At 38.5% G+C, this 20462-nt stretch carries 22 protein-coding genes; 8 read left to right on the plus strand and 14 right to left on the minus strand.

Annotated elements, in window-relative coordinates; translation table 11 throughout:
- Nucleotides 1–89: 89 nt before the first annotated feature.
- The 5 genes from rplL to IEX65_RS14015 all read right to left on the minus strand — a co-directional run bounded on the left by rplL (nucleotide 90) and on the right by IEX65_RS14015 (nucleotide 2833).
- Entirely contained in the window at nucleotides 90–473 is a 384-nt protein-coding gene (gene rplL / locus IEX65_RS13995) for a 50S ribosomal protein L7/L12 (RefSeq protein WP_188766705.1), read from the minus strand.
- Nucleotides 474–573: 100 nt separating this feature from the next.
- A complete protein-coding gene (rplJ, locus tag IEX65_RS14000; protein WP_188766706.1) occupies nucleotides 574–1107 on the minus strand; it encodes a 50S ribosomal protein L10 in 534 nt (177 codons plus the stop codon).
- 2 nt (nucleotides 1108–1109) lie between these two features.
- Nucleotides 1110–1808 (minus strand): 50S ribosomal protein L1, encoded by a 699-nt coding sequence (gene rplA, locus IEX65_RS14005; protein WP_188766707.1) that lies wholly within the window; start codon nucleotides 1806–1808, stop codon nucleotides 1110–1112.
- A gap of 191 nt (nucleotides 1809–1999) precedes the next feature.
- On the minus strand, nucleotides 2000–2437 hold the full coding sequence (gene rplK / locus IEX65_RS14010) for a 50S ribosomal protein L11 (RefSeq protein WP_188766708.1): 438 nt from the start codon (nucleotides 2435–2437) through the stop codon (nucleotides 2000–2002).
- A gap of 249 nt (nucleotides 2438–2686) precedes the next feature.
- Nucleotides 2687–2833 carry a hypothetical protein gene (locus tag IEX65_RS14015; RefSeq protein ID WP_188766709.1) on the minus strand — a complete coding sequence of 49 codons (147 nt, stop codon included), beginning with the start codon at nucleotides 2831–2833 and terminating at the stop codon, nucleotides 2687–2689.
- A 39-nt stretch (nucleotides 2834–2872) separates the two neighbouring features.
- On the opposite strand from IEX65_RS14015, the gene IEX65_RS14020 reads away from it, so the two are divergent.
- From IEX65_RS14020 to IEX65_RS14035, 4 genes are read left to right on the plus strand one after another with little or no spacing between them, the layout of a single operon-like run.
- Nucleotides 2873–3700: an ABC transporter ATP-binding protein gene (locus IEX65_RS14020; protein ID WP_188766710.1), complete on the plus strand. Its 828-nt coding sequence runs from the start codon at nucleotides 2873–2875 to the stop codon at nucleotides 3698–3700.
- A 31-nt stretch (nucleotides 3701–3731) separates the two neighbouring features.
- A complete protein-coding gene (locus IEX65_RS14025) occupies nucleotides 3732–4553 on the plus strand; it encodes a hypothetical protein (RefSeq protein WP_188766711.1) in 822 nt (273 codons plus the stop codon).
- Between the two features lie 26 nt (nucleotides 4554–4579).
- Nucleotides 4580–4960, plus strand: coding sequence for a GntR family transcriptional regulator (locus IEX65_RS14030; RefSeq protein ID WP_188766712.1), 381 nt, complete (start codon nucleotides 4580–4582; stop codon nucleotides 4958–4960).
- Between the two features lie 22 nt (nucleotides 4961–4982).
- Nucleotides 4983–5486 (plus strand): hypothetical protein, encoded by a 504-nt coding sequence (locus IEX65_RS14035; protein WP_188766713.1) that lies wholly within the window; start codon nucleotides 4983–4985, stop codon nucleotides 5484–5486.
- Between the two features lie 94 nt (nucleotides 5487–5580).
- Here IEX65_RS14035 and IEX65_RS14040 read toward each other — a convergent pair whose 3' ends face one another.
- The 4 genes from IEX65_RS14040 to IEX65_RS14055 all read right to left on the minus strand — a co-directional run bounded on the left by IEX65_RS14040 (nucleotide 5581) and on the right by IEX65_RS14055 (nucleotide 9862).
- On the minus strand, nucleotides 5581–5739 hold the full coding sequence (locus IEX65_RS14040; protein WP_188766714.1) for a hypothetical protein: 159 nt from the start codon (nucleotides 5737–5739) through the stop codon (nucleotides 5581–5583).
- 51 nt (nucleotides 5740–5790) lie between these two features.
- The gene (locus IEX65_RS14045) at nucleotides 5791–6702 is read right to left on the minus strand and encodes a DUF4349 domain-containing protein (RefSeq protein WP_188766715.1); all 912 of its coding nucleotides are present in this window, start codon (nucleotides 6700–6702) and stop codon (nucleotides 5791–5793) included.
- A 110-nt stretch (nucleotides 6703–6812) separates the two neighbouring features.
- A complete protein-coding gene (locus tag IEX65_RS14050) occupies nucleotides 6813–7304 on the minus strand; it encodes an NUDIX hydrolase (RefSeq protein WP_188766716.1) in 492 nt (163 codons plus the stop codon).
- A gap of 56 nt (nucleotides 7305–7360) precedes the next feature.
- Nucleotides 7361–9862: a bifunctional YncE family protein/alkaline phosphatase family protein gene (locus IEX65_RS14055; RefSeq protein WP_188766717.1), complete on the minus strand. Its 2502-nt coding sequence runs from the start codon at nucleotides 9860–9862 to the stop codon at nucleotides 7361–7363.
- A 146-nt stretch (nucleotides 9863–10008) separates the two neighbouring features.
- On the opposite strand from IEX65_RS14055, the gene IEX65_RS14060 reads away from it, so the two are divergent.
- The 4 genes from IEX65_RS14060 (at nucleotide 10009) to IEX65_RS14075 (ending at nucleotide 12836) form a co-directional block, all read left to right on the plus strand.
- Nucleotides 10009–10329, plus strand: coding sequence for a hypothetical protein (locus tag IEX65_RS14060; protein WP_188766718.1), 321 nt, complete (start codon nucleotides 10009–10011; stop codon nucleotides 10327–10329).
- A gap of 19 nt (nucleotides 10330–10348) precedes the next feature.
- Nucleotides 10349–11065: a helix-turn-helix transcriptional regulator gene (locus IEX65_RS14065; protein WP_188766719.1), complete on the plus strand. Its 717-nt coding sequence runs from the start codon at nucleotides 10349–10351 to the stop codon at nucleotides 11063–11065.
- Nucleotides 11066–11129: 64 nt separating this feature from the next.
- Nucleotides 11130–11639: a DinB family protein gene (locus IEX65_RS14070; RefSeq protein WP_188766720.1), complete on the plus strand. Its 510-nt coding sequence runs from the start codon at nucleotides 11130–11132 to the stop codon at nucleotides 11637–11639.
- A 126-nt stretch (nucleotides 11640–11765) separates the two neighbouring features.
- A complete protein-coding gene (locus IEX65_RS14075) occupies nucleotides 11766–12836 on the plus strand; it encodes a winged helix DNA-binding domain-containing protein (protein WP_188766721.1) in 1071 nt (356 codons plus the stop codon).
- A 238-nt stretch (nucleotides 12837–13074) separates the two neighbouring features.
- Here IEX65_RS14075 and IEX65_RS14080 read toward each other — a convergent pair whose 3' ends face one another.
- From IEX65_RS14080 to IEX65_RS14100, 5 genes are all read right to left on the minus strand, one after another.
- Entirely contained in the window at nucleotides 13075–14514 is a 1440-nt protein-coding gene (locus IEX65_RS14080; protein ID WP_188766722.1) for a TolC family protein, read from the minus strand.
- Nucleotides 14501–17659: an efflux RND transporter permease subunit gene (locus IEX65_RS14085; RefSeq protein ID WP_188766723.1), complete on the minus strand. Its 3159-nt coding sequence runs from the start codon at nucleotides 17657–17659 to the stop codon at nucleotides 14501–14503. The genes IEX65_RS14080 and IEX65_RS14085 overlap by 14 nt, the downstream gene beginning before the upstream one ends.
- 14 nt (nucleotides 17660–17673) lie before the next feature.
- Nucleotides 17674–18807 (minus strand): efflux RND transporter periplasmic adaptor subunit, encoded by a 1134-nt coding sequence (locus IEX65_RS14090; protein WP_229250678.1) that lies wholly within the window; start codon nucleotides 18805–18807, stop codon nucleotides 17674–17676.
- 202 nt (nucleotides 18808–19009) lie between these two features.
- Nucleotides 19010–19324 carry a hypothetical protein gene (locus tag IEX65_RS14095; RefSeq protein WP_188766725.1) on the minus strand — a complete coding sequence of 105 codons (315 nt, stop codon included), beginning with the start codon at nucleotides 19322–19324 and terminating at the stop codon, nucleotides 19010–19012.
- A gap of 297 nt (nucleotides 19325–19621) precedes the next feature.
- Nucleotides 19622–20407 carry a S1/P1 nuclease gene (locus IEX65_RS14100; RefSeq protein WP_188766726.1) on the minus strand — a complete coding sequence of 262 codons (786 nt, stop codon included), beginning with the start codon at nucleotides 20405–20407 and terminating at the stop codon, nucleotides 19622–19624.
- Nucleotides 20408–20462 lie beyond the last annotated feature (55 nt).

Below are 20462 nucleotides of genomic sequence, written 5' to 3' on the forward strand. Positions count from 1 at the left end.
TTTCAAATTACTGCATAAACAAAAAGCCCTGTTTGAATAATCAAACAGGGCTTTTATATAAAGAATCGGTTTCCCGAAGAATATCAAACTTATTTGATTTCAACTTCAGCACCAGCTTCTTCTAAAGATTTTTTCAAACCTTCAGCTTCGTCTTTAGCTACACCTTCTTTCAATGCTTTTGGAGCACCGTCAACTAAATCTTTAGCTTCTTTCAAGCCAAGACCAGTTAAGTCTTTTACTAACTTAACAACTTGTAATTTGTTAGCACCAGCTGATTTCAAGATTACATCAAATGATGTTTTCTCAGCAGGAGCTTCAGCAGCGTCACCACCACCAACAGCACCAGCTACCATTACTGGAGCAGCAGCAGCAGGCTCGATGCCATACTCGTCTTTCAAAATTTGAGCTAACTCATTTACTTCTTTTACAGTTAAGTTTACTAACTGTTCTGCGAATGCTTTTAAATCTGCCATTTTTATAGATTTTAAAAAGTTTTTTACAAAAAATAGATAATAATAAATTTTTAATGATTAACCGAAAACTGCCAGTTGATGGCTATTAACGGAAAACTGCTTAGGCTGCTTCCTTCTCTGAAAGAGTTTTGAGGATACCAGCCAATTTGTTGCCACCGCTTTGTAAGCCAGAAATAACATTTTTGGCAGGTGACTGCAACAAACCGATGATTTCGCCAACCAATTCTTGCTTTGATTTCAACGTTAACAACGTATCCAATTGGTCGTGTCCGATGAAAATGCTTGAATCAACTGATGCACCTTTTAGTTTGATGCTATTTTTGTTTGCTTTAAGGAAATCCTTAATTAGTTTCGCCGCTACTTTGCCCGACTCTTGGTGGAACATTACGCCTGAGAAACCTGTCAATACTTCCGCATCAAATGATGAATAGTCAGTATCTGTACTTTCGAGAGCCTTTCTAATCAAAGTATTTTTGATTACACGGTACTCGATACCACGCTCAAAGCAAAGACGACGTAATTCGTTGGTTTTTGCAACGTTTAAGCCACTCGCATCGGTGATATAGAAGTAAGGTGTATTCGCAAACTTCTCCGAAAGCTCTTCGATTATTGCTCCTTTTTCTTCTTTTGTCATGATTACAATCCATTAATGGTTGTTTTGTCGATTTGGATACCAGGTCCCATTGTGCTTGCAAGTGAAATGCTTTTCACGTACGTACCTTTTGCAGACGAAGGTTTCAATTTCAACAAAGTTTGAATCAATTCGGTGGCATTTTCTGCCAATTTCTCAGGCGAGAATGAAACTTTACCGATAGAAGCGTGAATGATACCAGTTTTGTCAACTTTGAAGTCGATTTTACCAGCTTTCACTTCTTTAACGGCAGTTGCAACATCCAAAGTAACTGTACCTGACTTAGGGTTTGGCATCAATCCACGAGGTCCGAGGATTTTACCTAATTTACCTAATTTCGCCATTACAGTTGGCATTGTGATGATTACATCAATATCAGTCCAACCTTGCTCGATTTTTTGGATGTATTCGTCCAAACCTACGTGGTCAGCACCCGCTGCTTTCGCATCTGCTTCTTTATCTGGTGTACAAAGTACCAAAACACGAACAGTTTTACCTGTTCCGTGAGGTAATGCAACCACACCACGAACCATTTGGTCAGCTTTACGAGGGTCAACACCGAGGCGTACGTGTACGTCCACCGATGAGTCGAATTTAGTGTAAGCAACTTCCTTCAAAACACCAGCCGCTTCTGTAAGCGAGTAGGCTTTGTTGGCGTCAAACTTAGCATTCGCCTCTTTTCTTTTTTTAGTTAATTTTGCCATTGGCTTAATTTGGTTTTAGCGTTAAAGTCTAATTATGAATGAGCGAATGATAGAATGAGTGAATAGATTCAAACAAAAAACATTTCTACTACAATCAGAAAAACCTTTAACTCCCAGTGAATAAATTTAGATGAAGAGATAATGATTTTATGAGCTTTTATTCACTCATTCTATCATTCACTCATTCAAAATTAAAACGGTGCGTTGCCTGTAATAGTAATACCCATGTTTTGAGCAGTACCGGCAATCATCTTCATTGCTGAGTCAACAGTAAAGCAATTTAAATCAGGCATTTTGGTTTCAGCGATAGTTTTCACTTGGTCCCAAGTAACTGTTCCAACTTTCTTACGGTTTGGTTCAGCCGAGCCTGTTTTTACTTTAGATGCTTCCAACAACATGATAGCAGCGGGAGGAGTTTTGAGTTGAAATTCAAACGATTTGTCAGTAAAGTAAGTGATTACCACTGGCACAACCATACCCATTTTATCTTGAGTACGAGCGTTGAATTGCTTACAAAATTCCATGATGTTCAAGCCTTTTGAACCCAACGCTGGACCAATTGGTGGAGCTGGGTTTGCTTGACCGCCTTTTACCTGAAGTTTCACATAACCTGCGATGTCTTTCGCCATTGTCTTTCAGATTTAAAAGAATGTTGTATTAAATAAGAATCTGGCCGCAACACAAAAGGTAACAATCTCTTGAATCTCTGACCATTTAAAAAAATTCGCTATTAGTCAGGGGAAGCGACGGCACAAATGACGTCAAGACTAATAGCAGAATTTCGACCGAAAAAGACGGATGTTTGCACATCTATCGAAAATCGGAGTGCAAAGGTAGAAGTTTGCGTTTAAATATGCAAAGCTTTGATGGAAAATGTTTTAGCTTTTCTTTTCGGTGGGGTTCGACAGCGGTGGCAGTCCGATTCGCTCACCCACCGAAAACCTCAAAATCGTTGCCTGAGCGTAGTCGAAGGTAACGGTGTAGTAAAAAAATATTCCACAAAAAACTTGCTTTTTAAATTTCAAAATCAATACATTTGTAGTGTACTATACAACTAATACACTATGATTAATATTCAAAATCTTTCTTTTGGTTATAATCGAAAGAAAATGCTTTACGAAAACCTTAGTTTGAGCCTTGAAGCAGGTAGTATCTATGGCCTTTTAGGTAAAAATGGTGCAGGAAAATCTACTTTGCTTTGCAATATGATGGGTTTGCTATTTCCTAACTCGGGCAAAATTGAAGTTGTGAAGCACAATCCACAGAAACGACAGCCTTCGTTTTTACAAAATGTCTATTTTATTTCAGAAGATGTAGCCCTTCCTTCTATTTCTATTCACACTTACTTAGAACTTTACGCTCCGTTTTACCCGAAATTCAATGAAAATCAGTTTTATGAGTATTTGAAAGAATTTGAGGTACCGAGCGACCAAAAACTTAATAAAATGTCGTTTGGGCAACAGAAAAAAGCCGTCATTGCATTTGGTTTGGCTTGCAATACGCAGGTTTTAATCATGGACGAACCAACGAATGGTTTGGATATTCCTTCAAAAAGTCAGTTTAGGAAATTGGTTGCGGCAGCTCTGACCGAAGAACGATTGTTTATTATTTCTACGCACCAAGTACGTGATTTGGATAATCTGATTGACCAAATCATTATCATTGATGAAAGTGAGGTTTTGCTCAAGGCATCTATCATAAGTATTAATGAGAAACTGTGTTTTAAAACAGTTGCCGAACTCGACGAAAACGTACTTTATGCCGAAGATTCTCTGAAAGGAAAAACGGTAGTGGCGGCGAATGTAATGGGTGAAGACAGTAAAATAAACATAGAGCATTTATTTAATGCTGTGATTGCCAACCCGAATCGGGTGAAGGAAATTTTCAATTAAACTACTTGATTACTAAATCATTACAAACAACATGAATAATACTTTTAACTTTCGTCGATTTGGTCTTTTACTCCGAAAAACAATTTATGAAAAAGGATTGGTCTTAGGTGGATTTTTTGTTCTTTCAGTAGTATTGATAATCTTCTCATACAGTTCGTCTGGTACATTGAGACAAAGTGCATTTGCACAGAGTATGGGATTCACGATTGGGTTATTTGGTGTTACTATATTTGTAAATATTTTACTTAATAATTTTTCAAAAAAATCTACTGCTGCGTCTTATCTCTCGCTACCCAGTTCGCATTTCGAGAAATGGCTTGTAGTTTTTGTTAGTACATTTTTGATATTCTTACCAATGTTTTTGATTATATTAAAGGTAATTGATACACTATTTATTGATTATTACCGAGAATTGGCTATTACAAAGTATCATTATTCAGCCGCACAGTTAGAAACATCCTTAACATATCTGACTTACGCCTTTGAGGAAAAAGACAACCTTAGTCGTATGTCATTTGGGTCTTTTTTGCCTACTTTTTTTGGGTTGAGCGGAGTATCGGTAGTTGGAAGCTTATATTTCAATCAGAAATCCTACATCAAATCTGCTTTAGTATTTTTGGGTTTAGCAGTTATTTTGAGTCTTTCTGTGAATATGCTTTTTGGAACCGTTATTGGTGAAAAAACAGCTATTATGAATTTCACTAAAGCCTTTATCACTACCCAAAAAGAGAAGCATTACACGGTCAGTGCCAGCGAATCAGTTCAAAGCCTTATTAAATATTTTATGATGATTTTCATTCCTGCTGCTTTGTGGTTGATTGGATTAGTTCGGCTTAGTGACAAGGAAGTATAACAAACTGATTTTCAATTATTTACAACATGGATTTTAGAGATAAACAAGCAATATATTTGCAGATTGGGGAGTATATTTTTGAGCAAATATTGCTTAAAAAATATCCGATGGGCGAGAAAATTCCATCAATCAGAGATTTGGCGGTGGCTTTGGAGGTAAATCCGAATACGGTTCAGCGAACATATGATTTTTTGCAACAAAAAGAAATTATTCAAATGAAAAGAGGGATTGGCTATTTTGTGGCCGATGATGCAGAAGATAAAATTTTGCGGTTTCGGAGAGAGCAATTCATCGAAACCGAACTACCAAATGTCTTTCGGAATTTGCATTTATTAAAGATTGATTTTGAAGATTTAAAAGCTCAATATCAGCAATATATTCAAGATAATTTTAATACAAATATTTAATAATCAACAACTTATTATCAACATGAAGCTCAGCACTAAATTACTATTAGGCCTTTCGGGAGTTTTTCTGATGATGATGCTCATTAGTGCATTTTCGGTAAAATCAGAATTTGAGAAAATTAATCAAAACGACGTTTATTGGGATTTTCAAAAGGTTTCCGACAAGGCATTTAAGCATATAAAAATCATTGGTCAAAAAGATGCTACTGGCAAAGTAAATATCATCGAAAATAAGGATTTTGCGGTAAATGTCTCAAAAAAATGGACCGATGACGTCAAAGTTAGTTTTGAAGGAGATACTGTGGTCGTAAGATTTCTGTTGAATCCTGCTAAAAAAAGAATTGAAGAATATCCAATTTATGAAAATATTGTAACGATTCTTTGCCCAGATTTGAGTTCAATAAAGGGCGAATTGACCAATATTAAAATTGACAGCTTGAACCAAGATAAGCTAAAAATTGAAGCTAATAAAATCACTTCAATTGATATTAGAAAACTTAGTAGTCAGCACTTAGTATTAGCTTAGATGCAAACTCTAACTGTGATTTTCGTAATGATATACTTTATAAACTCGAAAACTTAGAAGCAAATGTAGCATCAAGTGGAGTTCTGAAAATGCGTCAGGTATATCCAAATAATTTTGTACTCAATACTTCTGAAAAGTCAATTATCGAGATGAACGGAACGGCTTTGAAGGCAATAAAAAAGTAATAGATTTCGGTGGGTGAGCGTATCGGACAGCCGAAGTTGTCGAACCCCACCGAAAATCTCAAAATCATTGCCTTACAGCGTTGGCTGCCCAGTCTGCTCAGTCAACGATTTTAATACTTTTATGAAACCTTTAGTGTTTTTCTTCTTACAAAATAATAAACGACTCCGCCAACTGTCCAAAGTGGCCAAAACTTCATGAGAAATACTAATAAATCTTCTAAAACCAACCAGCCATCTTTTAGAGAATCTCCGACTTGAAGGAAAATATTGGGGTGATATGGCTCTATATTTTTTATATCGGGAATGGCGGTCTTTTGAATGGATTCGGCTTGGTAGATTTGAAGATTTACAACGCTGAAATTCACTCGGTCTTCTATGCTTTGTTGGTCAACTTTATAATTATCGGCTTGGTTTTCGTAGTTTAAGACTTCTTTCTCAGCTTCAGATGCTATCGTGATATTTCCTTTTTTCTTGTCGATATTAGCTTTATTTCTATCCGAAAAGCTTTCTAAACGTTTGGCTTTCATAGAATTAGCCAACAATAATAACGAGGCATCATCAGTTTTTAATTCGCAGTTGTCCCAATAATCTACCATTTGGAATATATCTCTTAGTAAGCTATCGAGTTGCTGGTTAGGCACTCTGATGGTGAGTTCATTACAAACTATAAATCTTTCAACCTTTGCCAACGAATCGGCACTTATCTGAACCTTTTTACTTTTGGTTGGCTCACTTTTCAAGCTCATACTGCTCACATAACCGCCGTATTTATTGGTAAGGTCGTGGATTCTTTGAGTAGTTTGCTTGACGTCTTTCACCCTAAACTTGCTTTCGGCGGTGCGAATAAATTTTTTATTTTTGAGAGCTTCGTTTTTGGTAAGGTTTGAGTTATCGGGAATAATTGAAGAAGAGTCGGCCATCATTTCTGATGCAATGTTGGCACTTTCTTTTTCAGTACCGTTGGTACATGAAATCGAAAAAATACTTGTTGAAAACAAAAAAAGAGCGATGTAAACAAAAGATGGTTTCATAGTTAGACTGTGTTTTAGTTTCACAGAAAACGTATGAAGCCATCTTGTTATTTTATAATTTTAAGAATATTTTAAGCTTATTTTAAGAATATTTTAAATTAACTTGTTCTTTATGTACCAAACACCAAAATATCTTCGATTTCTTCGTGCATAGTGAGTAAATTTAGGTCGGCATCATAATCAGCACTAAAAGCAAAGGTTTTGTTTTGGAGCAGATATTGATAGATAAACCAGTCGGTTTTGGGAGTAGGCACATCAAGTACTTGCTCGAACGCAATCCATTCTAAATCTCCCTCGTTGCACGGTGGCGGTGGAATGAAATCAATTTCGGCCAGATAAACATAACTTGTCCAATTATACTTAGCAGGTGAGCTTTCAGTGAGCATTCCACAAAACTTCATTTTCTCTACTTTGATACCCGTTTCTTCGTAAGTTTCTCGCAATGCTGCTTTATAAGGACTTTCGTAAGGGTCGATTTTTCCTCCTACTGGTGTATATGTTTCTTTATTAGGTTCTTTTAGTCGCTTGAGTAACAAAAAATTATTGCCATTTTTCAGTACACAAATTACGGCGGTACGTTTTAAACCTTCGGGAACTGTCATAAAAAATCAATAACTATTTTTGAATTTTACACTTTTGCGATTTTGTTTAAACCTTATCAATTGTCGTCGTCATCATCTTCTTCACCTTCTTCCTCCTCATCATCGCCTTTACCCAGTCTTACGAACGCACTGCGTTTTGGGGCTGGCATTTTACTGTTGAGTCCTTTAACTGTTTGCCAAACTATTTGACTAAACTCTAAGTCATTAATGGCATCGGGTTGAGCTAAATTAAGCTGTCCCGAACGAATTGAGTTGCGATTGATAGCTACGTTTTTTGCATTAATATCCACCTGTGGTTCGGCGGCCACAAATGGTGAAACATTGACATTTTTACTAAAACAACGATACATCGGTCGAGCCGCAGCATCGTACTGGCTCATAGGTTTTATGCCTAAAATTAACTCAATCGTGCGGAGCATCGACGAAGTGGAGTACATTGTATGGTCAACGAAGCCACGTTTTACAAAACCACCTGCTACATAAGCTGTCGAGCGGTGAGCATCTATGTGGTCGGGGCCATTTTGGGCATCATCTTCTAAGATAAAAACCACCGATTCTTTCCAAATTTTTGATTTAGAGAGGTGTTCAACGAATTTTCCCACAGCCAAATCATTGTCAGCCACCGCCGCAAATGGCGAATAAGCTCCCACTCTTGCACCCGAAGTGTGGTCATTGCCCAAACGAACGGTATTTAGTCGTGGCAAAGCGTTGATATTGAGCAAGGAATCGAAATCGGCTTCCCATTCTTTTTCACGTTTGATGTCTTGGTACGCTAAATTATATCCTCTAAATTTTTTACATACATTATCTCCCGATGCCAAAGCAGGTACATTTTTGCTTGCTTCGGCAAACTCACCATAAGTTCGGTAAGTCACTCCTGCCCGCTTGGCGTGGTCCCAAATAAAACCATTTTTAGGATGAGCAATATCTCGGCTTCCTTCGTAGTCATAGCTACCTCCTCTTCCACCGTAACTTATTACCCACGTTTTTTCTACGTAATCGTTGGCATAGGCAGCCATCGACCAATTATGACCATCGGCACTTACCTCGGCATCGACGTAGAAATTATCCAAAAGCACAAAGTCTTTTACCAATTTATGTTGGTTAGGTGTAACTTTTTCAGGAAAAATACACAAGTTAGGGTCGCCTTTTCCAGTTTTTACATCACCCAAAACTTGGTCGTAAGTCCGATTTTCTTTAACTATATAAAACACATATTTGATGGGCGAAGCCTCACCAACTTTCATAGGAATCGGATTTCCAGCTTCGCCCTCGGCCAATAATTCTTTTTGCTTGCTATAAGGTGAGTTTTCGTAAACCAATTGCGAGTATGCCGCTAAAGTTCGTTCATCGGGCATTTCGATAATTGAAAGAGTTCCTTTAAATAGTCCACCAATATATTCGGTTTCGTCACGATTGGCTTCAAAATTAGGGCCTTTGTATTGCGGAGCTTTCGATAAATTCGGATTTGGCCCTTTTGGATTGGGCAACGAACTCATGCCTTTTCCGTTTGTAACGTAGATTTTATTACCAATAACCTTTACAGATGTTGGATACCAGCCCGTTGGAATAAAACCCAACGAACGGCTTTTTCCTTTTTCGGTTACATCAAAAACTGCCAAACAATTATTATCAGCATTGGCTATGAAAAGTTTGGTTTCATCATCGCTCAAAGCTACGCCATTTGGTGTCGTACCCAGAGGTGAATCGGGATAAATCGAAGCTGATAATGTTTCAATTTTGCGACTCGAAGCGGTTTCGATGACAGAAACTGTATTGTCATTGCCATGCGAAGTGAATAGATACTTTCCGTCTTTGGTCAATAAAATATCGTTGGGGTTTTTATCTACTTCAATTTGTGTAGTAATCGTTTGTTTTTGCGTATCAAAAACTGCAATTTTTGCTCCACCCCAAAGCGAAATATAGAGTTGTTTTTTATCGGGTGAAAGCACACAGGTATAGGCTTCGTTAGGCAGTTCGATTTGTTTAATAACCTTACGTTCTTTGGTATCGCAGATATAAAGAGCGTTGTTTTCTTTCGTGACAACGTAGAGTAAGTTTTTGTCAGAATCAACGCACAGTCCAGTAGGCGAAATTTTGTTTGGCCAAGGTTTACCCAAAACTATGGCAGAATCTTTTGTTAAAGTCTGATTTTTGGTTGAATAGATAACTATTTTATTGTCGTTTCCGCCCGAAGCATAGAGATTTTGTTCGTCGTTGCTAAATGCCAAACCGACCCACGACTTGGCAATTTCTTCGTCGTCTAAGATGGTTTCGGTGGCAAGGTCAATTAAAGCAACGCTTTGTTTACTTTGACCGTTATTGGTGATTGCCAAATACTTTTTTGAGGGAGAAACTACCATGTTTAGTGGCAAATCGTGGTTTAATTCGATGGTTTTGCCAACGGGAGTAAGCGACCAGCCATTGGGTAAATTAATACGTTTAGCAGCGAGCTGTTTAATGATGGCCGACTCGACATTTTGTGATGAAGAAGAGGGTTTCTTACACGCATAAAGCAAGCCGAAACCAAGGAATAGGAAAAGGGCGATTTTTTTCATAGTTTTTTGATAAGGTAGATGATACAAATTAATAGCTTTTTTTGTGATTCTAAGTTGATTTACTCGTAAAGATTTCGTTATGCTTTTCGTAATCGCATTTATGTAACTACCTTTATATCTGAATTTAGGATAAAATAGAATCAAGGATGTCGAAAGAAGAACGTATCGAGCAGTTAGAGGCCTACAAACTCAAAGAAAGATTTATTTTGGATGACTGGGAAGACCGAGAAATAGAAATGCCTATTCCAGAAATAGTGCAGTTGATGCGATTGGAAGTAATAAAGTTTGCGAATTTTCTGATTGCTCAACTAAAAGCTGATGTAAGTAATTTACAAACCCAAACGCAGCTATATTTCAATGCTTGGGACAATGAGTTTTATGACCAAGACCAAACCGAATTTATTGTCGAGGTCGAATACGAAGCCATGCGAATTGCGGGTGTTGATGGTGATAAGATGATGATTTAGCAATATTTACAGGAATCTGATGGAAGATAATAACCTTCAAAGGCTTTCACGGCTAACTGCCATACTGACGACTCTACAAACCAAGCGTTTGATAACAGCTACTGAGTTATCCCGAAAATTTGGGGTGAGTGTTCGTACAATTTACCGAGACATTCGAGCTTTGGATGCCTCGGGCGTTCCGATTTTTACCGAAGAAGGTAAAGGTTATTCGCTCGTGGAGGGCTACCGTTTACCACCCGTTTCTTTTTCTGAGAGCGAAGCCAACGCCTTGATAACGGCCGAACATTTGGTTTTAAACAATCAAGATAAATCATTTATTGAAAATTATTCGAGTGCCGTTGCCAAAATTAAAGCCATTCTCAGATACGACACCAAAGACAAAGTAGAATTACTCTCAAATCGTGTGCATATCTGGCAAAGTTCGCCCGAACAAGCCAAAAGTCAGCACCTTGCTACACTACAACTTGCCCTTACGCACTTCAACTTGGTCAAGATTACCTATCAGACCGTAAATAATGAAGAAACAACGCAACGAATTATTGAACCTTTTGCCACCTATTGCCTCGGAAAAGACAACTGGTTGTTGCTTGCGTGGTGTCGCCTACGTGAAGATTTTAGAAATTTTAGAATTGATAAAATACGCCAATTGGAGGTATTAAATGAGAAATTTCAGCCTCATCCGATGACCCTTGATGAATATTATGAAAAATTTGTTCAGCCACAAATCAACCCCTGACATAGGGCTGTCATAGACCACTCCGACCTTTGTACCATTCTTTTAAATCTAAACTTTTTTAATCATGGAGAATGTACAAGAATTAGCCGTAGTAACTACCTCAGAAGCACTTTTAGAACACTGGCAAGGACACCGCCGTTTGACAAGAAAAGTTATTGAAGCCTTTCCTGAAAAAGATTTTTTCAATTTCTCGGTTGGAGGAATGCGAACATTTGCATTTTTGGCAATGGAAATCGTTGACCTCACCGAACACGGTATCAAAGGCCTTGCAACGGGGATTTACCCTAACATAAGTGAGCTTCCACATCACGGAAAAAATCCAGCTTTAATTCCCACAACAAAAGCAGATTTCTTGAAAAAATGGGACGAAGTAACAGCGATTCTAAATGAATATTGGGAACAAATTCCCGAAGAACGTTTTCAGGAAATAAATGTGGCTTTCGGGGCTTATGAGAACAAAAATATTGATACGATTTTGTATTTTATTGATAATGAGATTCATCATCGAGCTCAAGGAACGGTCTATCTACGAGCATTAGGTATTGAGCCACCAATGTTTTGGGATAGAAGCTAATAAACAAATGGGGCATATCATTCGCAGGTATGCCCCTTCTTTTTATATTTCAAAAATAATCTATACTTTGAGCAAAAAACGCTCTCGTTGAATTTATTTAGTGCCAAAACCATCAACCTTTCAACTATGAATCTTCCTGCCATTCGTCTTTCTCAACAAAAAATCAAGCGTCAAGACTTATCAACTCCGCAAGAAGTTGTGGCCTATATGGGAGCAATGCAAGCTCAAGATTTAGAGATGTCAAAATGGGCAGTCGGGCTTCGTTTGTCAAATTCGACTAAAACCCTCATCGAAAATGCGTTGAATGATGGGTCGTTAGTTCGTACGCACATTCTTCGCCCTACTTGGCACATTGTTTCTGGGCAAGATGTACGCTGGATGATGGCACTTACTGGCAAAAATATCAAAACATTGGCAGCTACGTATGAGCGTAAGTTGGGAATGGATGCTGCATTATTCACCAAAGCCAATGATTTGATAGTGAAAGCATTGGAGGGTGGCAAAAGCCTAACTCGTCAAGAAGTCATGAAAGAATTAGAAAAGAGAGGCATAAAAACAGATTCCAGTCGAGCCGTGCATTTTATGATGAATGCCGAAACCGATGCCATTGTTTGCAATGGTACACCCAAAGGAAAAGAAATAACTTATGCTCTACTTGACGAAAAAGTACCCAAAGGATTGATACTGAACAAAGAAGAAAGCCTTTTTACCTTAGCTCAACGTTATTTTAGAAGCCATTCACCTACTACTTTACAAGATTTTCATTGGTGGTCAGGCTTATCAATGACCGACGCACGAGCGGGATTGCAGAACATCCAAAGCGATTTAGAGCAAATGGAGTATGAGGGGAAATCATACTTTATACACAAAGAAATCGAAGTTTTGAACTTAGACGATTCAATATTTATGCTGCCTGCTTTTGATGAATACTGCGTTAGTTATAAAGACCGAAGTACTATTTTTGATAAACATTTGCAAGGGCAAGCCATAACGAGCAACGGAATTTTTAAGCCAATCATTGTTGTAAATGGTAAAGTCGAGGGTATTTGGAAGCGAACTATTCAGAAAAATAAGGTTTTAATCGAACCTACTTTTTTTGATGCTTCTAAAAAATTTGATGTTGAGAAATTGCAGTCAGCCGCTCAAGGTTTTGGCGATTTTTTGGAATTGGAGGTTGAGGTTAAAAAAACTTGGTAGAATATAATTACTTCATTGCCGTCTGCTTTAGCTGACGGATTTTTGAATATAAACAAAATTGACTTTAGTCAAACTCAAATGGTTCGACTAAAGTCTAATCTGATTATCTATAAGTATCCGTCAGCTAAAGCAGACGGCAATGAATTTTTTCCAATACAATTTTCAAAGCACCATTTTCAAATAGTACTGCTGAACCATCAAAAATCAACAATTCGCAATCGCTACTCTTCAATCAAAATCACCGCCAACCGCCACCAAGCGATTTATAAAGACCGATAACTGCTCCGTATTGGCGTTTTTTGAGGTTAATTAATTCAATTTGTGACTGCAAAGCATTTTTTTGTGCCGTAATTACCTCCAAATATGTAGCTCTTCCTGAGCGAAATAACTCTGAAGAATTATTGATAGATTGCCTCAAAACATCTACTTCTTGGGTTTTAAGGTCGTACATATCATTGGTATTTTGAATCAAATTTAACTGATTATAGACTTCCGTGAAGCTATTAACAATCGTTTTCTGATAGTTGGTGTAGGCCATTTTTTGGTCGGCCTTGGCTGCCATTAAGTCAGAAATAATTTGACGACGGTTGAGCAACGGAGCAGTCAATCCACCAAAAGTATTCATCGCAAAAGATGATGGATTAAGGAACAAAAGTGCTTTAAATGCCTGTAAACCAACCGCTCCAGTAATATTGAGCGATGGATAAAAAGCCGCTTTTGCTGTAAACAAATTGGCATTGGTTGATAGTAACTCGTATTCGGCTTGCTTAATATCTGGTCGATTTTCGAGCAGTCTTGATGGCACGCCTGAAGTAAGTTTTGGCGGAATCACATTTGCCCAAATCACCTTCGGACGAGCAATTGGCTGGGGATAACGCCCCACCAAAAAATTGATTTTACTTTCGGCATCAATGATTTCTTGTTTCACATCAATTTTTAAGGCTTTTGAACTCAGCAATTGGGCATTTAATAAATCGACACCCAATTGGTTGGCTTGCCCTGCCTGTTTCAAAATCCTTGTTAATTCAACGGCTCTCTCTTGCAAAACAATATTTTCTTCCAAGAAATCTAATTCATTATCGAGAATCAACAATTCATAATAAGCCGAAGCAATTTGAGCCACTAATTCGCTCACTACTAAGCTTTTACCCGATTCACTGGCCAGTAATTTAGCGGCAGCCGATGCTTTCTGACTTTTCAATTTTCCCCAAATATCAATTTCCCACGAAGATTGTACGCCCAAATAAAAATCAGGCACAATTGGCTGCGGTATTTTCTGTTTATCGGTAATATTTGGTGAAAAATTAGTATCGTAGTTTCCAACACCATCGAATGTATATTTACCAAATTTTTGTTGTCCGATAGCAAAATTTCCTGCTAAATCTGGCTTTCCGAGTCCTTGCGTAAATCTTACGCCTGCACGAGCCATTTCGATTTTTTGCAAGGCCATTTGCAAATCAAAATTATTATTGATGGCCGAGTCAATGAGCGTAATAAGAACTGAATCTTTAAAAAATACACGAGCCACTGGCAAACCCACCTGCAAACTATCCGATTGCTGAGTAAACTTCTGAGGCATAGCCAACATTGGACGATTTTGGGGTATTTCTTTCTTTACTTTACACGCTCCCAACAAACCAACGATGGCCAGCAAACAAACATTTCTATATTTCAACATACGCTTCTTCGATAACTTTTTTAGTTTTTTTCTTTCGTTTTCCACTACCAATTCCCGCAAAAATGACGTACAAGCCTGGAATAATAATTACCCCGAACACTGTTCCGAACAACATTCCGCCTGCGGCAGCCGTACCAATTGTTTTGTTTCCGATTGCTCCTGCACCCGATGCCACCATGAGCGGAATCAAACCCGCAATAAATGCAAAGGATGTCATCAAGATTGGTCGGAAACGTGCTACTGCACCGCCAACGGCTGCTTCGAGTACACTTTTACCTTGTTTTTGTTGAAGAATGGCAAATTCTACAATCAAAATGGCATTTTTACCCAACAAACCGATGAGCATGACCATCGCCACTTGGGCGTAAATATTGTTTTCTAAACCAAAAGTATATAAGAAAAACAACGAGCCGAAAATGCCGACTGGCAAGGATAAAATAACAGGCAGCGGCAAAAAGAAACTTTCGTATTGAGCAGAAAGTAATAGATAAACGAATAACAAACAGATAGCAAAAATATACACCACTTGGTTGCCCGAAAGTACCTCTTCACGAGTCATACCCGACCATTCGTAAGCGTAGCCACGTGGTAAAGAAGTTTTGGCAACTTCTTCAACAGCTCTAATGGCATCGCCCGAACTGTATCCTGCTGCTGCTTCGCCATTGAGCATGGCTGACACGTACATATTATAGCGAGTTAATTGCTCGGGGCCGTACACACGCTCGATGCGACTAAAGATAGCATAAGGTACCATTTCGCCATTTTTGTTTTTGATACGCAGCTTCATAATATCATCGGGCAAGGCTCTGTATTTAGGGTCAGCCTGAATCATTACTTTGTACATTTGTCCAAACAAGATGAAGTTTGTGGCATAAAAACTACCAATCAACGACTGCAAATTACTCATGGCAGCATCAACCGAAATCCCTTTTTTGGCAGCCATATCTTGGTCGATATGAATCATGTATTGCGGAAAATTTGGGTTGAAACTCGAAAAAACATCTTTGATTTCGGGACGTTTTTTTAATTCTCCGATAAATTTCTCGGCAACTTCGGCCGTTTTTTGGAGATTTCCCGAACCAGTTTTATCCAATAATCTAACCTCAAAACCACTGGCATTACCAAAACCCGGTACGGCTGGCGGTGGGAAAAACTGAATTTCGGCATCTTTTATATGCTTCGTTTTTTCGATTAGTTGCTCAATAATATCGTTGGCGGTTGCTTTACGTTTGTCCCAAGGTTTGAGATTAATCGTACTCATACCAAACGAAGCCCCCACTCCATCGGTCATCATACTAAAACCCGACAAACTCGAAATCGACTCAACTTCGGTGATGGTTTGGGCAATTTTATCTACTTCGTTCATTACTTCTTCCGTACGCTCAAGTGTTGCTCCTACTGGCGTTGTCACGTTGGCGTAGATTGTTCCTTGGTCTTCGGTCGGGATAAAACTGGTTGGCAAAACACTACCAACGCCCCAAGTAGCCACACAGAATCCACCCAGCACCAAGACAGTCACCAAACGGCGATTGGCAATTAAGCGAAGTAAACTGCCGTATCGGTCAGACAGTTTATCGTAGCTATTATTGAATTTATGGAAGAAACGAGTCAAGAAATTCTCTTTTTGATGCTCTCCGTGGGTGTTTTTGAGCATAATTGCACATAAAGCAGGCGTTAGCGTAAGGGCATTTACGCCAGAAATAACAATCGAAATGGCCATCGTGACCGAAAACTGTCGATAGAAAACACCAACTGGCCCCGATAGAAACGCCACTGGCACAAACACCGCCGACATTACGAGTGTAATGGCCACAATTGCCCCACTGATTTCATCCATTGATTCGATGGTTGCTTCACGGGCATTGAGGTGTTTTTCTTGCATTTTGGCATGAACCGCCTCCACGACCACAATGGCGTTATCGACCACGATACCGATTGCCAAAACCAAAGCAAAAAGTGTGAGTAAGTTGATAGAAAAGCCAAAAAGTTGCATAAAAGCGAACGTTCCGACCAATGAAACTGGCACAGCCAACACAGGAATGAGCGTTGAGCGAAAATCTTGTAAGAATAAAAACACTACGATTGCTACCAAAAGGAAGGCTTCGATGAGCGTTCGGATAACTTCTTGAATAGAAGCATCTAAGAATCTCGAAACGTCATAACTAACTGTGTAGGTCATTCCCGGTGGGAAAGTTGTTTCTTTTAGATAGGCCAAACGGTCTTTTATATTCTGAATTACCTCGCTGGCATTTGAACCTGGGCGTTGTTTCAATACGATTGCGGCAGAAGGTTTACCATTTTCTTTTGAAAGTACATCATAATCGAGCGAGCCAAATTCTAAATCGGCTACGTCTTTCAAACGCAACATTTCGCCACTTTCGGTTGCTTTAATTACTACGTTTTCGTATTGCTCTTTGGTTGTCATTTTACCAGTATATCGCAATACGTATTGCATCGACTGAGCCTGACGACCCGAACTTTCGCCCACTTTTCCTGGAGCGGCTTCTACGTTTTGTTCTTTGAGGGCTTTTACAATATCATCAGCTGAAATCTGATACGCATCCATACGAGCGGGTTTGAGCCACACACGCATGGCGTATTCACGAGAACCCATAATATCGGCAAAACCAACGCCATCAATACGCTTTAGTTCGGCCAAAACATTAATATCGGCAAAATTGTAGATAAATTTCTCGTCAACAGTTGGGTCGTTGCTGATGAGGTTGATGTACATGAGCATCGAATTCACCTCTTTTTCTGTCGAAACCCCTGCTTTGATTACCTCTTCGGGTAATTCATCGAGAACGGTCGTTACACGGTTTTGCACGTTTACGGCCGCTACGTCGGGGTCAGTTCCTACCTCAAAATATACTTGAATGATACTCGTACCGTCGTTGCCTGAGGTGGAAGTCATGTAGGTCATGTTTGGCACACCATTGATGGCACGCTCAAGCGGAGTTACTACGGCTTTGGCACAAACCTCGGAGTTTGCACCTGTATATTTGGTCGTAACGGTTACGGCTGGCGGAGCAATATCGGGATATTGTGTGATAGGTAGGCCAGTCATGGCCAAAACGCCCAAAATCACGATAAACAAAGATATGACCAGCGATAACACTGGCCTATTAATGAAATTTGTAAACATAGTTTTCGGTGGGCTTATTCGGGTGTGTTGACGTAAGTTAATTCCTTAGAAATCTCATTCATTTCCACAAATTGTGGTTTTACGGTCATTCCATCTTTGATGTTCTGAACACCCTCATAAATGATTTTATCGTCTTCGTCCAAGCCCGATTCTACGATGTAATAATGCGGCATTCGGTGCTTTGAAGTAATGGCTTTGGTTTTTACTTGGTTTTTATTGTCAAGTACATAGACATACATACGGTCTTGAATCTCGAACGTAGCTTTTTGAGGAATAATCAAGGCATTTTTGTAGTTTTTCAGTAATCTGACCTTGCCACTTGCTCCATGTTTCAATACTTTTTCGGGATTATTGAATCTGGCTCTAAAAGCGATATTTCCTGTACTTTGGTCGATTTCCCCTTCGGTAGTTTCGATTTTTCCTTTGAATGGATGCTCTTCGCCATTGGCCAAAATTAAAGTAACATTGCTCGAATTATGGGCATTTTCTTTGAAGTTTGTTACATAATTGAGGTATTCCTTCTCCGAAACATCGAAATAGGCAAATACTTCGCCGTTGTTTGAGATGTTAGTTAGGAGCGTTCCGTCTTCAATCAAAGAGCCAATTTTGTTGGGAATTCGGTTTACGATTCCGCTAAATGGTGCTTTGATTTGTGTATAACTCAACTGAATTTTGGCGAAAGATTCGTTGGCTTTTGCCTCTTCAACTTTGGCTTTCATCATCTCAACTTTATTTTCGGCAGCCTTCAATTCGGTAGTTGAAACAACGTTTTTCTCGACTAATCTTTTCACATTACCGAGTTCGATTTCAGCCGCTTTGAGTTCAGTACTAATACTTTTTACAATCGCCCCAGCTTTGGCAATTTCTTCATTAAGTTCGGGGTTATGAATCGTAAAGAGCAATTGTCCTTGTTTCACATATTTTCCTTCGTCGATGAATATTTTATCGAGATAGCCTTTTATTCTGGCCCTGATTTCTACGTTCTGAACGGCGTTGATTTCGGCCACATAATCAGTTGACAGCGTGGTGTCAATTTTGATGGGAGAAGTTACTGGGTAATTCTCGGCAACTTGCGTTTGTTTGGTTTCTTCATTGGCACAAGACGATACAATAATTACCGTACAAATACCTAATAGTGCGTGTTTCATTTTCATTCTTTGGTCAATTATAAAGCTTAGATAATCAATGGAGTATTTTGAAATTAAAGGATTTTAATCTGACCCACAAAGTTTTCTTTGAAAGTCAAAAATCATTATTAAAATCGTACAACAAATCAACTTAAACCAAATTAAATTTGGCAAAAGCACTTGTTTTCAAAATAATAGGAGCAAAAAGTGGCAGTAGTTAAAATTACTTAGGGGGTGGAGTATTATGCCCTAAGTATATTTCGTAAGTATTTTGTAGGTAAGAGAAATGATGCAAGGTTAAACCTAAATAAGAAAAATCGAATATCGAAATTCGCTCGAATACACTATCTTCTACTTGTTCGATATTAGTTTCGCCTAAGTCGATTATACCACCGCCATCATCAAGGAGTTCTATGTCTGAATTTGTGCAAACAATACCATCTTTAGAAAACATATCGCACAATGTTGTATAACTACTCGATAAAAGGGTAGTTAATAACATCAGGAAATACATTTTAGAAAGAATTTGTTTACTCATCAAACTCAATATTTTTTTGTTTAGCAAATATAACTTAAACGAGTTATAGTTTAGAATTGTTCGTATCGAAAAGGATACCAACTAACAGATTTTGTCGATGAAAATATTAAAAAATATAGCCTGAAAGCTCATTCTGAGGGGTTTTGGTAGTGGAATTAGAATTTTATTAGAAAACACATTTTTGGTTTTCTACCAGACAGATTTTTCATTTTTTCTTGAATTTACACCAGCATCAAGCATAAAAAAAGCTCTTACTTCTTAGAAAATAAGAGCCTCGTTGTAAAGAAAAAAATAATATTATTTAAAAACCTCATTGAGCAAACCTGCCAATCTTACACCACCTTTGAGAAGTTGTTGATTGAGCATTTCAACGTTATCGAAGTTATAACGGAAACTTAGGCGTGGCTCTGGTTGTTTAATTCCTGCATAAAGCTGCTCGGCCAACTGATACGACTCAAAAAACCATTCGGTCATGGGTTGTTTTTGCCATTCACGACGTTGAGCTTTGCTTACGTGGTTGATGTTTGTAGCATATTCGGTGAAGCTAAGCTTCTGAAATTCAATGAGTTTATCGTCCCAGAGAGCGTGTAGGTTTGTAGCATCAGCAAACCAAAAAGCTTTGATTCGGTTTCCACCCAAATCTTCGGCACGGCTCACGTGCATGGGTTGGTGAATATCGCCCGCAATGTGAATCAATAAGCGAAGATAAAGGCGTTTTTGTTCGAGGCTAACTTTCTTATTTTTGAGTTCGGCAATCAAAAAATTGAGCTTTGTATAAGCATCAGTTTTGGTGTCTTCCTGCAAATATTTGGTAAATTCGGCATTATTCAAACCCGATTTGATATTGACGTAATGCCAAGAATCGAGGTATTTATACGAAGTATCAGACTTGATAAAATCGGCCCAGTTGCTCGAAATAGCAACCGATTCTGTACCTAAAATCTTACGAATATTACGTTTTGCTTTACACGAAAGATACGAACTGGCAATTTGCCCCACTACTCGATGCCCTGTTTGCCCCCAAGAAAATCCTTTTAGAGATATTGCAAGCAATAAAAGCAGTATAGATGTTTTTTTAATCATTATGGTAATAGTTTGTTTGAAATTTTATGCAAATTAAATAATAAACCACGGAGTT

This window comes from Emticicia aquatilis (assembly GCF_014644295.1).
GTDB classification, from domain to species: Bacteria; Bacteroidota; Bacteroidia; order Cytophagales; family Spirosomataceae; genus Emticicia; species Emticicia aquatilis.